The following is a 13,296-nucleotide window of genomic DNA, read 5'->3' on the forward strand; positions in this document are numbered from 1 at the left end:
CTTTTATCCGATTTGAACCGTCCAAATCATAAGAGATTTTGAGGTTTTTAATTAAACTATAGGGGTGCTTTAATTGAAGAAGAGCTACTAAAAAATAATCAAACTTTTTTATAAAAACTGTACCTCAAATTATCAGAAGAGGAAGCATTTTGATCAATCTTTGTTCAAAATGTTTTCTTTTCATTTAATAAAAAACATGACTTTTAGAATTACTTTTAATCAAACTTCAGACTTTCAACAAGCAGTATGGAGTACTTTATCTCGTATTCCATATGCAAAAACATATTCCTATAAGGATTTAGCGTTGGAAATCGGCAAAGAAAAAGCTGTCAGAGTAGTAGGATCTGCAAGTGGTTTACGGAGGAAGGAATGGCTACTCTAGCATGAAAAACAAAATAATGTATGAACTGGGACTTCGTTTACTTTGTAAGATTCATTTCGTTAGATGCTAATAAATATACGTTCTATGTGAAAAAATACACTTAAACAAACGGAGTGCTTTACTTCAAGATGGGATTCCACAGAGATCCCATCTTTTTCTTATACAACTAACGGCGCAGGTTAGTTGTATAATGTTATCTAACATATATTCAACAATCGGTCCATTTAATAAATGAATTGGATATTTATGTTAAAATGTAAGGTGGATATTTTAAAAGGGTTACCTGAGAGCTTATCTTGCAGCTTTCATGCTTTTAATCCACTGCAACCGGATGCTTTAGAAAAAATTAATAGGTGGTTAAAAATGATGAATGGAAAAGAGATTTTAACTATATTTGGATTTGAAGTTAATGAAGAGCCTAAAAGCATTTATCCATATTCACCAGTATACCGAGTAAAATATGGTGATAAGGATGTTGTTGTAAAACGGACGCATAAAAGAGCAAAGAATGTCATGTCATATATTACTATGCTAAAAGATAAAGGGATAAATGTTGTAACACCAGTTAAGTTACAAGTAGATAACCCACAAAAGTATGAGGATACAAATTTTGTTGTTTATCCATATATAGAAGGCAAGAAATACTCAGGTGAAAAAAAAGAAATCTATGAAGCTGGAAAGTTGTTAGGACAAATACATAGTTTTTCACCTTCTTCAAATGCCTATAATCTTCTTGACTACGATGTTTATGATTTTAATGAACAAGAAGTAGAAGCAAGTATGGAAGCAATTATACAACATGCAGACAACGCTGGAGTTGAAATTGATACAGGGTTAAAAACAAAGTTACTAGAAAGTGTTGCAAGTCAACAGGCACTCTACCATGCAGGATTACCTCATGTTGCTACGCCGCATGATTTTAAAGCAAATAATTTGGTTTTAATCCCAGAACCGTATCTAATTGACCCGGATAATGCTGCTTGGATACCAAGAATCTTTGACTTAGCTCTGGCATTACTACTTTTTCATAATGAGCATGAAGAAGCCCCAGACCAGATTTTTACAATAGATGAATGGACATTATTTTTATCAGGCTACAAAGAATATATTGTTTTAACCGATCATGAAAAAGGTTTTTGGGACAAGGCGAAGCAGCACGTCTTTCTCGATGAAGTAATGTGGTTAATGGCTGAGTATGAAGAGGATTGGCAAAATTCTTCTCAACAAAAATTGTTCAACAGCTTAATTCGTGTTGTGATTGATAGTGCTGCTTATAAACTAATATAAGAAGTGTGAAAAGAAACTTAACTATTTATCCCGCTTCTTCAACTAACGGTTGAAAGAGTTTAAGATCAAGCTACCGAAGTCAAATGCAGCTTTTCTTGTTGAGCTAACATAGGTAGTTGGTGGAATAAAGGAAGAAATTTTTAAAAATGTTTTTTTAGGAGTGTGAGATAAGCAATGAGGGCACCTTATCAAGTTTTGGTATTTCCTTATATAATCACTGACAATTCTATTGAATATGCAATTTTTGAGAGAAGTGATTATGAATATTGGCAGGGTTTAGCTGGTGGTGGAGAAGAGGGTGAAACTACTATTGAATCAGCTAAACGAGAAGCATTTGAAGAGGCTGGTATTACAAGAGATTATCCATATATTGAATTAGAATCTATGTCTTCACTACCAGTAGAAGATGTAGTTGGGGACTTCCTTTGGGGAGAAGACATTTATGTATTAAAAGAATATTCTTTTGGAGTTAAAGTTCCTACAAAAGAGTTATCTTTATCAAAAGAGCACCTCAACTACAAATGGTTATGTTATGAAGAGGCGATAACGCTTTTGAAATGGGATAGCAATAAAACGGCGTTATGGGAATTGAACAAAAGATTATTAAATCGAATTAACACCAAGTAAAAGTTTGTGAAAGAAAATATTTAAGTTAACGGGGTGCTTTAGTTGAAGAATAGGCAGCCTTTTTATTATGAAGCTAAATACTTCCGTAAAGTGGCGTTATGTTAACCCGGTGTGTATTTGACTATACAATATTTTTAAGTGATCGAATTTATAGTTTGTGTGGATGGAGATAATCGAGTTTCTTGTTCAACGATCGGGCCATTTTGGAGCAAGGATTAGAAATTACAGGGGAAAAAGAGTTAGCATTGGGAAATATTTTGTGTACCCTGGAGAATTATGCAAATGATATTTGGAATGTTTTAGGCCATGTGTGGAAGTGGCCTGACTTAGGAGAGGAGATAAAAAATGATTGAATTACGAAAGATAACCGGGGATAACATAGATGAAGTAATAGCACTTGAAGTTGGAGAAAACCAGCAAGACTTTATAGAAACTACTAACCTTAGATGCTTCGCAGACGCTCATATGTTGAATGCTCACGGGATACCAGCGCCGCATTGGCTTATTTTCTTTTATGAAACAACTATGAGGTTTTTTCAGGTAAGGTAATCCGCTTATAATCAAATCAACACTTATAAAAAGAATAATAAAAAAGGAGAAATGAATAGTGAGTTTGTATATTACGAAAGAAATAAATAAAGAGGATAAACGGAAAATTAATGATGAGCTTTATAGGTTTAATTTAGAGCATTTTCCAGTAGATTTAAGAGGTCGATACGAAGAAATCAATTTAATTATTAAAGACGAAAACAGCATTGTACGTGGCGGTATACTTGCTGAAGTGTGTTGGAATTGGTTAGAAATTCACACCTTTATCATAGATGAAGATATACGAAAATCGGGAACTGGAACGAGATTATTAAAAGAGCTTGAAAAGATAGCTTTAGAAAAAGAATGTGATTTCATAAAGGTAGATACGTTAAGTTTTCAAGCGTTAGGTTTTTACGAAAAAAATGGATATCAAGTGTTTGGGATTTTGGATAACGTCGGTAGAGATTATAAGCATTACTATTTAAAAAAAGATTTAAATAAATTTAATCTAATAGAATAAGAAGGGGAAGGATCGGATGGATAGGGACGATTTATTTACAATTGACTGTGGTGAAATATTACTGAGAGAGTTTAGAGTTGAAGATGTTGATGCCATTTATGAACTTACATCCCAACCTGAAGTTTATGAATTTCTGCCTGATTGGCATTCGACAAGAGAACAACGATTGATCTGGGTTACAAATTATGAGATACCATCAAATAAAGAATTTTTGTCTGCCCTGCCTAATATCAGTGGTCAAAATTGTTTGAAATTAGGAATTGTATTAAAGGAAACTGGTGAATTCATAGGTTTCTGCAATACAGGTATTAAAGAAGAGCTATGTGAACCAAACCGGGAAATAGCTTATGCTATTTCAAAACATTACAGAAATCGTGGATACACAACAAAAGCAGTAAAAGGATTGATACAATATTTGTTTAACCATACAGATGTAGAACATCTTAATACAGTTGTTGTGCCCCACAATTTAAGCTCAAAAAAAGTAATTCAAAAATGCGGCTTTCGCTTTAATGGAAATATTGAAATTGAAGAGCGAACTCATTCTCATTACATGCTTAACAAAGATGATTGGAAAAGTGAAAATAATCACTAAGGCTATTGAAATTTTCAACTAGTGGGAGTTTTTCTGCAACAAGGGAGACGCTCTCTTACTAACGATAAGTAGACGTAATGTTCTGAAATATTTAAGTTTGTGAATAAATGTACTTAAACTATTGGGGGCTTTGGCGAAATATTACTGAGCTGCATAAACGACCCTTTTTTATTGTAGAAATAATAATGTAAAGCTTATAATTTAATTGGGTGATTAAAGGTGACTATACAACATAAAAAGATATTTAATTTCTATGATAGGCGTATACTGTTCAATAAATATCGAAATACACCAAGCGTAATCTTTATTGCAGGGTTAGGCGATAGCCACGAAACATGGAAAAAGGTCCAAGACCGAATATCAGATGAAACATCAACCCTGTCCTATGACAGGGCGGGTATTGGCAGGAGTCAAGACGTAGCTGTCCCGCGAACTTGCTATGATCTTGTCGAGGAGCTCTCCGAATTGTTGCAAGCGCTTGACGTGGAGAAGCCTTATATATTAGTAGGCCATTCCTTTGGTGGGTTGGTCGCCAGATTGTATACCAGTCTTTATCCGCGGGACATCTGTGGTATGGTTTTGGTTGACGCTGCACCAGAATATAAAGAACTTGCCTATGAAAAGGTTCTACCAGAAAATCTACTTGCAGGAAATAGGGAATATTTCGAGAATCCTATGTTAAATTGTGAGAAAGTTGATAAAATACAGAGTTATAAGCAAATTGTTGATTATTCAAAACAAAGTGACATCCCTCTCTCAATTATTACAAGAGGTTTACCCGACAATGGTGAAGATGGATGGCCCTCTCAAGAAATATTAGAAATTGAACAAAGTCTACAAGCAGAATTCCAATGGCTGTCAACGTCAAGTAAGTTCCGGATTGCAAGTCGTAGTGGACATTATATACATCATGATGAACCTGATATTGTAATAGAAGAGATTTTATTAATGTTAAAGGGGATGGGAAAGTGAGCGATATAAGGTTGAAACTTATGGAGGATTTGAAAATAATTGTGCAGGAATAATACCAACTTCGTTAAGGTGAGCAGAAGAGGAAACTTTAATGTTGCGATATAACGGTGATCCTGAGCCTAAATTAAGTGATGGCTATGTTTTTGAAGTTGAACCTTATGTAAATATATCTATTTTAAGAGGCGATAAAGATTAATATTAATAAATCCGAATTATAAAATCGTTTAAGAGAAATTGATACATATATAATCCAATAATTCCATATACCCTATTAAACGAACGGCTGCGTTAGTTCAACAAGCTATAAGCGATTTTAGAAATACGCCCATATCTTTGTTATTCCATTAAAGGGCGCGATTGTGAAACAATAAAAGGGATGCTACATATGAGCCATGTATAAATATGTAGCATCTCTGATTTTTTCGATTTAGATCTTGATAACATATGATAACCACGATGATCTAAGTAGTGGCATCATTAATAAAATCTAAGCATTAAAAACAAATTTTGATAAAACAAGTACTAAAGGATTAAAACCGTTGAAATTAGGCTCCGCACTTTTGGTTGGATTGAAAGGATCTACATCACTACATACCCAAAGGAGCAACTATTTTTCAGAACCACCCTGGTGACCTGCATAGTTTCCCTCACCGGGATCAAGATCAATGACTATGCGGTGCGGAACAGCCAATGCATATTGATGCTCGCAGCGCCAACGCATCTCCTCTGTAAAACCGATCGTTTCTCCATCTGTAATAATATCACCTTGATTAAACAAATAATAAGCAAAGTTAGTCAAGCAGTCTGCAACCTCATTGGTATCCATATCATAGAAGTGGCATTGCACATCAGGAATCCCTAGTGCCGCAAGCCCAATGGAATCCATGAGACCTTCCTGGCGTTCACTGCCAGTACCCTCAACATTGTAGAATCGAATGTTCATTGCTCCATACAACATTTCGCCCGCATCAATTGCAGCTAAAAACACGGATGGCTCGACCAACTTATTGCTTTCTCTAAAATAAATCGCAGCGCAAGGGACCGTTTCCACTATTGCACGAAGAACATTCGTATGTAGTTCCAATCTTTTTTGGGGCTCCAGTCCAGATGCCATCATATCGACAAGTAACAACGCGTGACTACACTCTTGCAACGTTTGGCGTGCTTCCTTCCAATGCCAACTTTGCTGCAAAGCGGCTTCGTAATCAGATATCGGACCTACATTCTTGCCAGTAAGCGTTGTTTGTGCGGGCAATTCTCCTTTCGCATATTTCACCATATAATTCAAATGAAAGAAGTGAAGCATTTCACCTTTCTCATGTTGCTCATAGGCTCCCATACTGCCAGCGGCCCACTCTTTTCATTTTGTGGTCGATCTGTTTTCCCCATGTATTGTTCTATCTTGCTGTAGAGTAGTTCGCGGTCCACTACTGGCTTTTCTTTAAACAGCAGTTCAATAGCGTAAACTCTAGCAAATCCGAAGTCTTTCTCCTGCTCTATGATTTCATTCATAAGGCACTCTCCTTCATTCTGTATTGTTTTCTTAATCATATATAGATGTGTTCATCAACTTCATCAAGAGTACACGAAAGATTACCAACCGCCCATCATACTTTTTCCCTATCATTGCCAATTGCGAGTTTCCATATGTTTTACATCTTTCAATTTTTTAGGTTCATCGCCAAAACGTGTAGTTGATTTCCGTTCCGACTGGGCGCTTTCCTGGGGGCGTCCGATGAGCCGCTTCACTCGCGTTGCTCGCTCCAGGGTCTCATCTGTGACGCTGATCCCCAAGGAGTCACCCAGCCTCCACTCCAATCAACTTATTTATATAGTATATGTTTTAACAAATGTCATCCACAACTTTTGGTGATGAGCCATTTTTTATATAAAATGATTTATCACTTTTTTAGGGCCACTTAAGAGTTGGTCGTTATACAGATTCATATAACACCAATATTTGTAAATGTGTTATGCTAGAATAAAGCATCTGATTATTCAGTTATAAGCTAACAAGGTAGGATAAATTAGTAATACTGATATGTAAATCTACTGGTGAGCTCCCCAAACACCGCTTTTTGGGAGTTTTTCAGTTTATACATATATTAATAAATAAGAGGAGATTGTGTAATGATTATCATGATAAATGGAGCATTTGGTGTGGGGAAAACCACTATTGCAAATATGCTTCAAAACGACATTAAAAATAGTATGATTTATGACCCTGAAGAGATAGGTTGTATGTTAAGAAATGTTATTCCAGAGGATATAAAAAGAAATGAAGCCTGTACAGGGGACTTTCAAGATTTAGATTTATGGAAAGAATTAACCGTGGATGTAGCGAGACGTTTAATTTCTAACTATAAAATGAATCTAATAGTGCCCATGACTATTCGGAAAATAGAATACTTTCATTTCATTCACAACGGATTCAAAAGTATTGATGAACAAACATATCATTTTTGTTTGAGTGCAAGTAAAGAGACAATTTACGAAAGGTTAAGACTACGTGGAGAAGAAGAAGGAAACTGGTGTTTTCAACAAACTGATAAATGCTTGGAAGCCTACAATAAATATGATTTTAGAGAGTATATAGACACAGAAAAAGTTGATATCAATGTCATTGTTCATAAGATAAAAGAAAAGTTAAATATTTAAATAGAGGACATCCAAGCAAGTAACGAGCCTACAGAAGAAGATTTGCGAGCGTTATACCGGTAAAATTGCATTAATGCAAAGAAGTAGTTGTATACAGAAATGGAGAGATTACTTGATGTTGAAATTTATCGGCTCAGGAAGTGCATTTAATACGAAATTAGGGAACAATTCTGCTTATTACAAAGTAGGGAATCAAATGTTGCTAATTGATTGTGGAAGCAATATTTTTCACCGTATTAAGGAAAATAGTATTCTAAAAGGGATCGAGCACATCCATGTATTGGTCACTCATACGCATGCAGACCATGTAGGGAGCCTAGCTGATTTAATTTTTTATAGCTATTATTGTCATGGAGAATTTGCAATTCCAAAAGTGACTGTTTATTACGTCGATGATGTGAAAATTAATGAACTACTGGCCATCAATGGCATCATCCCTGATATTCATTGCTTAACAAAAAAATTACATGCCGATACACAGTACACACTTAATTTCTGTAAAGTGCTATTCGAGAAATCTAGTCATGTCGAAGAGATCCCTTCTTATTCAATTGAAATAAATATTGATAACAAGCATATTTATTACACCGGAGATACGAATAGCCTAAAATCTGCTTTAGTAAATCCTGAATCGAGTAAGCTATATGATTATGTATATGTAGATACTTGTAAAGCAGATTATGATGGCAATGTTCATTTGTCATTACGAAAACTTAGTGAATTAGTTCGTCATGAATTACGCTCGAAATTTTGGTGTATGCATTTAGATGAAGGTTTTGAGCGTCAAGAAGCGGAAATGTTAGGATTTAATGTTGTGAAGAATGAATTTTAGTTATTGGTACTAACGATGACGTAATTCAAGATAAGGAAAAAGCATATATGACCAAGTTTCAATTAATGTTGAACTTGGTTTTTTAGTATGTCTATATCTAAATTTTGTAAATTTAGCTATTGATGAACTATATACTGTAGTGTATATTGTTTATATAGTGTATATACAATATGTGTTTAAAGGGTTTTGTAGTATTCAAATAAATTAGAAGGGGAGCTAGTCATAATGGCAGATATAATAAAAAAAGATCGTCCTATTCGAAATCGAAATTGGATGAAAACTCTGGGAGCATTTCTCGCGTTGCTTTTATTCTTTTTCCTTTGTGAAACTTATTCATGGCCACTGTTCAGAACATTTAACGAAGGAACATTATTTGGTAGAATTTCTAATTCAGAGGATCATCACCATAACGTGTGGTTGATTTCCGTTCCGACTGGGCGCTTTCCTGGGGGCGTCCGATGAGCCGCTTCACTCGCGTTGCTCGCTCCAGGGTCTCATCTGTGACGCTAATCCCCAAGGAGTCGCCCAGTCTCCACTCCAATCAACTAATATACAAAGCATACGTTTTAACAAATGTCATCCACAACTTTTGGTGATGAGCCAATTCAGAACTTTTTGTGGAATGGTTTACTCCATATAACACACCCCAATTTAATCTATTCACCGCATTCTTTGCCATTACACTACTTCCAAGTGCTCTAATAGGTGCCGTAAAAGAGATCTTTTCTAGAGAATAAAACGACCAGACGTTGTGAATACCGAAAAAAGTGAAGAAATAGCGAACATCCCTCAAATCGTCAAAATATTTGAGGGATGTTATTGAAATAGCTATTCTTTAATTGTTTCGTCAAATGATTTTCGACCCGGATTTACTTTATTGACGGTAACGTTTAATTTACTAAGCGAATCTGCTGTCAATGGAATCTTGCCATTTTTCTCTAATTTTTTCCACGTTTTTACGTCTTTTCGATATAAATGCTCCGATAAGCGGTAAATATCAGCATCTAATTTTAATCCCTCTTCATAGGTTGTTTTTATATCTTTTTTAACTGCCGCAATAATGCCTTTTCTTATTTCATCAGAGGTTATTTTTCCTTTAAAACCATTGATGATTGCATTAAATTTAACATCTACTTCAAATTTTACATCATTGTTTTTTATAATTGGTTTAATGTCTGTACTTAATTTTTCTAAATCAACTGTTAAGTAATCTCTTTCTTTACTGTCTAATTTAAAGGTTACGTCTCCTCGAGCTTTTTTATTTTGCATCCATTGAACCCCTTTGGCGGCCTCATTCTTAACGAAGCCTTTAAAACCATCCTTAGAAAATACGCCAACACCCGTTAAGGCAGTTTCCTCTGTAGGTTCGTTTGTATCTTCCCAGTTTTTATTAATTGTCACGAATGGAATATTCACTTCATGACTCGGTTCATTTAATTTGATAACAAGGTTGCGTAAATCAACGGGCTCTACAAATGTTTCTAACTCTTTTGTATGCAATGGATTACTTAATTTTGAAGCTGTGATTGATTTATTTAATAACGGTGTCACTAGAAGAATATCTTTAATAGGGTCCTGCGTACAATAAGTCAATATTTGGTATCTTGTTTCCCGATGACGCAAAAAACTGTCAATAACGGAAATCGCATTTTCACTTTTCAAAGCATCCTCAGAGAAAATAAGGTAGGTCATATGTCCCCAAAAAACTTTTTGGTCGATCGAACGATACAATTTGAAAAAGGCTTCTTCCATCGTTTTTCCTTTAGCAAATCCAATCTCTGCCTGTGCAGTTTGAGGAGCAGGCGATTCAGATTTAGCAACATTAGCAAAGTTGATGATTTGCATAAATACTTCATATTGACCATCTTTAAAATCGATACCAATACCGTCAACATAGTACATTCTTTGAGGTTCAGAGACATCCCAACATCCAGAAAGCAATAGTACAACTGTTAAACTTACTATTAATGCAATTTTTTTCTTCATGTTTGATCCCTACTTTTAGCAATTCTTGTGTAATTAGGAGGAGCAAAGTGGTTTGTTTGATTCAGTTTAAGCTTAGACAAAAAATGAAAGGATTATAAGTAGAGAAAAACATTGGAAAACTATGAAACAAAAGATCAGGACTCAATCCTAGTGTTCGAAAATGGACAAGGGATTTTTGCTGCATGTTGTGGCACTCTAATAAAGGTAATTTCCGTTCCAAGCTATTCGCTTCCAGTGGGCGAGTAGCTTGGAACGGAAATCAAAAATTCAGGGGGGATGAAAAAAACCCCCGCTGATTAGTAGTCTACACTTTAAATTCCTTTATGATCGCGAATTTCTATTATGGTTCCTTCGGGTGCTTTTAACTTACATAGCTGACCATTTTCAACCTTATAAATAATGTTACCTTTTTTGTAGATAAAATTCACATCCATATCCTTCAGTCGATCTACCTCATCACTAAGATTGTCAACCCATAAACAGAAATGGACAATGCCTTGACCATTTGAATTGCATGCCTCAAGTACTTCATTATATTTTCCCGTTTGGAGTTCAATATAAAAGGTTCCGAGCTTTAACCAAGTGTTAAAATGTCTATCGTGGAAATTTGGTGACTCTTGTACAAGTTCAAATCCTAATACTTCCGTATAAAAATTTACAGACTCAGCATATGTATTAGTTTGTATACATATGTGATGCACATATTTTTCAACCATAAATTTAAATCTCCCTTTTATTTAAAAATTTTACGATAATCAGAATGCATATCGATTAGGCTAAGATAGCAATAAAGTGGCATACGAATTCCATCATATTCTTATTTATCTTTAAAGACAACTGTATAATGCATTCCTTAGAGCCAGTTCTCTTGGTTCATTAGCCATGCCAAAGCCATGCTTATTCATTGCGTAAGCATAACCTAACCCCTCATCTGGATCAGCAAAGCAGAATGAGCCTCCAGCTCCAGGATGTCCAAAAGAGCTCTCACTTCGACCAAATGGCATATCCGAAAAGTGTTTCCAAAACCCTAAAGCGTAAGCGATGTTTATACAATTTACATGGTCATAAAAACCTTCTGTTGGGGGAGTGGCGCTCTTTCTTAATTCATTCATAGTGGAAGAATTTAATCCTAGTATTTTCGCTCCACTTGCAAATGCACCATAAATTTTTGCCATCGCTTTTACTTGTCCAACGCCATTACCTGAAGGGAATTCAATAGATAGTATAGGACGATGATTAAAATTATCATTCGCAACAAACTTTTTAGGGTCAACTAAACTTCGAGCTACTAGTGACTTAGCATTTAAAAATCCAAGTAACATTTTAGGTGGCAATTTAGTTAGCCCCTTAAGTAATTGGATAGGATGATTTATCCCTTCAATCGTTGTCATTCTATCTTTTGAGACTTCTGAAGGCAAACCAATATAAAATTCAGCATTGAGCGGTTCTGCTATTTCTTCGTTAAAAAAATCTTTTAGAGTACGTCCTTTTGGATCCGTTCTTTTAATAAGTTCAGAAATTAAAGTTCCTATAGTCCATGCATGATACCCATGAAATTTTCCGACTTCCCAATCTGGTTTACATGCAGCAAGGGAAGGTGATAGACGTGAAGTATCTAGGTCTTCTATATTTTCAATTTTAAGTTCATCGAGAGTGGATAAACCAGCTTGATGTGCAAGTAGCTGTCTAACTGTAATTTTCTCTTTACCATTCTGAGCGAATTCTGGCCAATATGTACACACGGTCTCATCATAGTTAATGTAACCTTTTGAATGAGCTAGACTTAAAGCTAATGCAGCAAATCCTTTTGTAGCTGAAAACACTTGAACTAATGTGTCTTTCTCCCATTGTGCAGAAGTTTTTCGATCTCGATATCCGCCCCATAAATCAACGACAGGTTCGTTATTAATATACACAGAAAAGGCAGCTCCAAGTTCTCCTCGGTCTGTAAAATTCTTAATAAACTCATCCTTCACTAATTCAAAACCCGGTGCCACAAAACCATGAATGGGAATACTATTTTTTGTTCTCATATTGTTTTCTCCTCCTGATATAATCTCCATCTCTTTACAAAAAAGAATAAATTTAATAAAATTAACTTAACAGATAAATGACTAAAAAACAATAAATAGTCAAATAAAGAGGTGCGTTAGAATGGCAAGAATTTCAGCTGAACAGAGAAAGCAAATACATGAAACACTTCTCAGCAAGAGTAAAGAATTATTTATTCAGTACGGATTTTCGAAAACAAGTATTGATGACATTGTAAATGCTTGCGGAATTGCAAAAGGTTCTTTTTATTCATATTATCCAACAAAAGAAGAATTATTTTACGCGGTGTTACGAAGGGAAGAAGAAATAAAAAATAACATCATTGCTGAGGTCATGAGTGAATCTTTACCACCAAAGGAACTTTTAATGAGATTTTTTGACATCTCCTTTAAAGCTATTGAGGAAAATGAATTTTTCCAAAGTCTTTATCAAAGAGGAGAGTATGAGCGAATAGTTAAGAGACTCCCGAAAGAACTTATCGATGGCCATGCCAAGGAGGATTTAGAGAGTTCATTACAGTTTGTTAAATTTCTACAAGAAAAAGGGGTTACAGAAGAAGATCCTGAAATTTTAATTGGCCTTTTTCGAATAATGATGCTTTTACCTTTACATCGACAAGAGATTGGGGAACAAACGTTTTTAAAGACCATAAAAAAAATGATTGAATGTTTATCAAATGATTTAACTTCTTCCTAAAATCATCGCATCTATGCGATAACGGCTAACTGGCCTGCATCGTGCAGGCATAAGTACAAAGCCGATTCCTGATGCAATTATGCCGAGGCATAATTGATCAAGTAAAATAGTTGAATGGAAGGAACAACTAATCAAGACAAATGACCAGTGCTCACTAC

General features: G+C 35.1%; 17 protein-coding genes and 2 pseudogenes. 12 read left to right on the forward strand and 7 right to left on the reverse strand.

Annotated elements, in window-relative coordinates:
* The first annotated feature begins 196 nt into the window (after positions 1 to 196).
* The 7 genes from AB9L17_RS11030 (at position 197) to AB9L17_RS11060 (ending at position 4,914) form a co-directional block, all read left to right on the forward strand.
* Positions 197 to 382 carry an MGMT family protein gene (locus AB9L17_RS11030; RefSeq protein ID WP_375200607.1) on the forward strand — a complete coding sequence of 62 codons (186 nt, stop codon included), beginning with the start codon at positions 197 to 199 and terminating at the stop codon, positions 380 to 382.
* A gap of 246 nt (positions 383 to 628) precedes the next feature.
* Positions 629 to 1,669, forward strand: a complete 1,041-nt coding sequence (locus AB9L17_RS11035) for a phosphotransferase (protein ID WP_375200608.1) — start codon at positions 629 to 631, stop codon at positions 1,667 to 1,669.
* A 174-nt stretch (positions 1,670 to 1,843) separates the two neighbouring features.
* Positions 1,844 to 2,296 (forward strand): NUDIX hydrolase, encoded by a 453-nt coding sequence (locus tag AB9L17_RS11040; RefSeq protein ID WP_375200609.1) that lies wholly within the window; start codon positions 1,844 to 1,846, stop codon positions 2,294 to 2,296.
* A 345-nt stretch (positions 2,297 to 2,641) separates the two neighbouring features.
* On the forward strand, positions 2,642 to 2,845 hold the full coding sequence (locus tag AB9L17_RS11045) for a hypothetical protein (protein ID WP_375200610.1): 204 nt from the start codon (positions 2,642 to 2,644) through the stop codon (positions 2,843 to 2,845).
* Between the two features lie 58 nt (positions 2,846 to 2,903).
* On the forward strand, positions 2,904 to 3,347 hold the full coding sequence (locus tag AB9L17_RS11050) for a GNAT family N-acetyltransferase (protein WP_068986696.1): 444 nt from the start codon (positions 2,904 to 2,906) through the stop codon (positions 3,345 to 3,347).
* Positions 3,348 to 3,363: 16 nt separating this feature from the next.
* A complete protein-coding gene (locus AB9L17_RS11055; RefSeq protein ID WP_068986697.1) occupies positions 3,364 to 3,942 on the forward strand; it encodes a GNAT family N-acetyltransferase in 579 nt (192 codons plus the stop codon).
* Positions 3,943 to 4,161: 219 nt separating this feature from the next.
* The gene (locus AB9L17_RS11060) at positions 4,162 to 4,914 is read left to right on the forward strand and encodes an alpha/beta fold hydrolase (protein ID WP_375200611.1); all 753 of its coding nucleotides are present in this window, start codon (positions 4,162 to 4,164) and stop codon (positions 4,912 to 4,914) included.
* A 607-nt stretch (positions 4,915 to 5,521) separates the two neighbouring features.
* Here the strand turns inward: AB9L17_RS11060 and AB9L17_RS11065 are convergent.
* The 3 genes from AB9L17_RS11065 to AB9L17_RS11075 all read right to left on the reverse strand — a co-directional run bounded on the left by AB9L17_RS11065 (position 5,522) and on the right by AB9L17_RS11075 (position 6,708).
* Complete coding sequence (locus tag AB9L17_RS11065) at positions 5,522 to 6,253, reverse strand: DUF4261 domain-containing protein (protein ID WP_375200612.1); 732 nt, start codon at positions 6,251 to 6,253, stop codon at positions 5,522 to 5,524.
* Positions 6,199 to 6,426 carry a hypothetical protein gene (locus AB9L17_RS11070; RefSeq protein ID WP_317853409.1) on the reverse strand — a complete coding sequence of 76 codons (228 nt, stop codon included), beginning with the start codon at positions 6,424 to 6,426 and terminating at the stop codon, positions 6,199 to 6,201. Before AB9L17_RS11070 ends, AB9L17_RS11065 begins: the two co-directional genes overlap by 55 nt.
* A gap of 111 nt (positions 6,427 to 6,537) precedes the next feature.
* Positions 6,538 to 6,708, reverse strand: a complete 171-nt coding sequence (locus AB9L17_RS11075) for a hypothetical protein (RefSeq protein ID WP_223556751.1) — start codon at positions 6,706 to 6,708, stop codon at positions 6,538 to 6,540.
* Between the two features lie 336 nt (positions 6,709 to 7,044).
* On the opposite strand from AB9L17_RS11075, the gene AB9L17_RS11080 reads away from it, so the two are divergent.
* The 3 genes and pseudogenes from AB9L17_RS11080 to AB9L17_RS11090 all read left to right on the forward strand — a co-directional run.
* Complete coding sequence (locus AB9L17_RS11080; protein ID WP_068986699.1) at positions 7,045 to 7,572, forward strand: AAA family ATPase; 528 nt, start codon at positions 7,045 to 7,047, stop codon at positions 7,570 to 7,572.
* Positions 7,573 to 7,687: 115 nt separating this feature from the next.
* The gene (locus AB9L17_RS11085) at positions 7,688 to 8,404 is read left to right on the forward strand and encodes an MBL fold metallo-hydrolase (protein ID WP_375200613.1); all 717 of its coding nucleotides are present in this window, start codon (positions 7,688 to 7,690) and stop codon (positions 8,402 to 8,404) included.
* 273 nt (positions 8,405 to 8,677) lie between these two features.
* Positions 8,678 to 8,740, forward strand: a pseudogene (locus tag AB9L17_RS11090) (hypothetical protein); the annotation flags it as partial.
* A gap of 49 nt (positions 8,741 to 8,789) precedes the next feature.
* On the opposite strand, the gene AB9L17_RS11095 reads toward AB9L17_RS11090, so the two are convergent.
* A complete protein-coding gene (locus AB9L17_RS11095) occupies positions 8,790 to 8,921 on the reverse strand; it encodes a hypothetical protein (RefSeq protein ID WP_375200836.1) in 132 nt (43 codons plus the stop codon).
* 85 nt (positions 8,922 to 9,006) lie between these two features.
* Here AB9L17_RS11095 and AB9L17_RS11100 point away from each other — a divergent pair.
* Positions 9,007 to 9,141: pseudogene (locus AB9L17_RS11100) on the forward strand (YfzA family protein); the annotation flags it as partial.
* Positions 9,142 to 9,232: 91 nt separating this feature from the next.
* Here the strand turns inward: AB9L17_RS11100 and AB9L17_RS11105 are convergent.
* The 3 genes from AB9L17_RS11105 to AB9L17_RS11115 all read right to left on the reverse strand — a co-directional run bounded on the left by AB9L17_RS11105 (position 9,233) and on the right by AB9L17_RS11115 (position 12,423).
* Positions 9,233 to 10,390: a Ger(x)C family spore germination protein gene (locus AB9L17_RS11105; protein WP_068986702.1), complete on the reverse strand. Its 1,158-nt coding sequence runs from the start codon at positions 10,388 to 10,390 to the stop codon at positions 9,233 to 9,235.
* A 311-nt stretch (positions 10,391 to 10,701) separates the two neighbouring features.
* Positions 10,702 to 11,106: a VOC family protein gene (locus AB9L17_RS11110; RefSeq protein WP_375200614.1), complete on the reverse strand. Its 405-nt coding sequence runs from the start codon at positions 11,104 to 11,106 to the stop codon at positions 10,702 to 10,704.
* Positions 11,107 to 11,217: 111 nt separating this feature from the next.
* Positions 11,218 to 12,423: a serine hydrolase domain-containing protein gene (locus tag AB9L17_RS11115; protein ID WP_223556740.1), complete on the reverse strand. Its 1,206-nt coding sequence runs from the start codon at positions 12,421 to 12,423 to the stop codon at positions 11,218 to 11,220.
* Between the two features lie 121 nt (positions 12,424 to 12,544).
* On the opposite strand from AB9L17_RS11115, the gene AB9L17_RS11120 reads away from it, so the two are divergent.
* Positions 12,545 to 13,138: a TetR/AcrR family transcriptional regulator gene (locus tag AB9L17_RS11120; RefSeq protein WP_068986704.1), complete on the forward strand. Its 594-nt coding sequence runs from the start codon at positions 12,545 to 12,547 to the stop codon at positions 13,136 to 13,138.
* The last annotated feature ends 158 nt before the right edge of the window (positions 13,139 to 13,296 follow it).

This window comes from Lysinibacillus sp. RS11 (assembly GCF_042019215.1).
In the GTDB taxonomy this organism is placed as follows: Bacteria; Bacillota; Bacilli; order Bacillales_A; family Planococcaceae; genus Lysinibacillus; species Lysinibacillus xylanilyticus_A.

Coding starts and splice junctions, on each gene's coding strand:
- AB9L17_RS11030 (WP_375200607.1), top strand. CDS start 197: ATGACTTTTAGAATTACTTTTAATCAAACTTCAGACTTTCAACAAGCA.
- AB9L17_RS11035 (WP_375200608.1), top strand. CDS start 629: ATGTTAAAATGTAAGGTGGATATTTTAAAAGGGTTACCTGAGAGCTTA.
- AB9L17_RS11040 (WP_375200609.1), top strand. CDS start 1,844: ATGAGGGCACCTTATCAAGTTTTGGTATTTCCTTATATAATCACTGAC.
- AB9L17_RS11045 (WP_375200610.1), top strand. CDS start 2,642: ATGATTGAATTACGAAAGATAACCGGGGATAACATAGATGAAGTAATA.
- AB9L17_RS11055 (WP_068986697.1), top strand. CDS start 3,364: ATGGATAGGGACGATTTATTTACAATTGACTGTGGTGAAATATTACTG.
- AB9L17_RS11065 (WP_375200612.1), bottom strand. CDS start 6,253: ATGGGAGCCTATGAGCAACATGAGAAAGGTGAAATGCTTCACTTCTTT.
- AB9L17_RS11070 (WP_317853409.1), bottom strand. CDS start 6,426: ATGAATGAAATCATAGAGCAGGAGAAAGACTTCGGATTTGCTAGAGTT.
- AB9L17_RS11080 (WP_068986699.1), top strand. CDS start 7,045: ATGATTATCATGATAAATGGAGCATTTGGTGTGGGGAAAACCACTATT.
- AB9L17_RS11085 (WP_375200613.1), top strand. CDS start 7,688: ATGTTGAAATTTATCGGCTCAGGAAGTGCATTTAATACGAAATTAGGG.
- AB9L17_RS11105 (WP_068986702.1), bottom strand. CDS start 10,390: ATGAAGAAAAAAATTGCATTAATAGTAAGTTTAACAGTTGTACTATTG.
- AB9L17_RS11110 (WP_375200614.1), bottom strand. CDS start 11,106: ATGGTTGAAAAATATGTGCATCACATATGTATACAAACTAATACATAT.
- AB9L17_RS11115 (WP_223556740.1), bottom strand. CDS start 12,423: ATGAGAACAAAAAATAGTATTCCCATTCATGGTTTTGTGGCACCGGGT.
- AB9L17_RS11120 (WP_068986704.1), top strand. CDS start 12,545: ATGGCAAGAATTTCAGCTGAACAGAGAAAGCAAATACATGAAACACTT.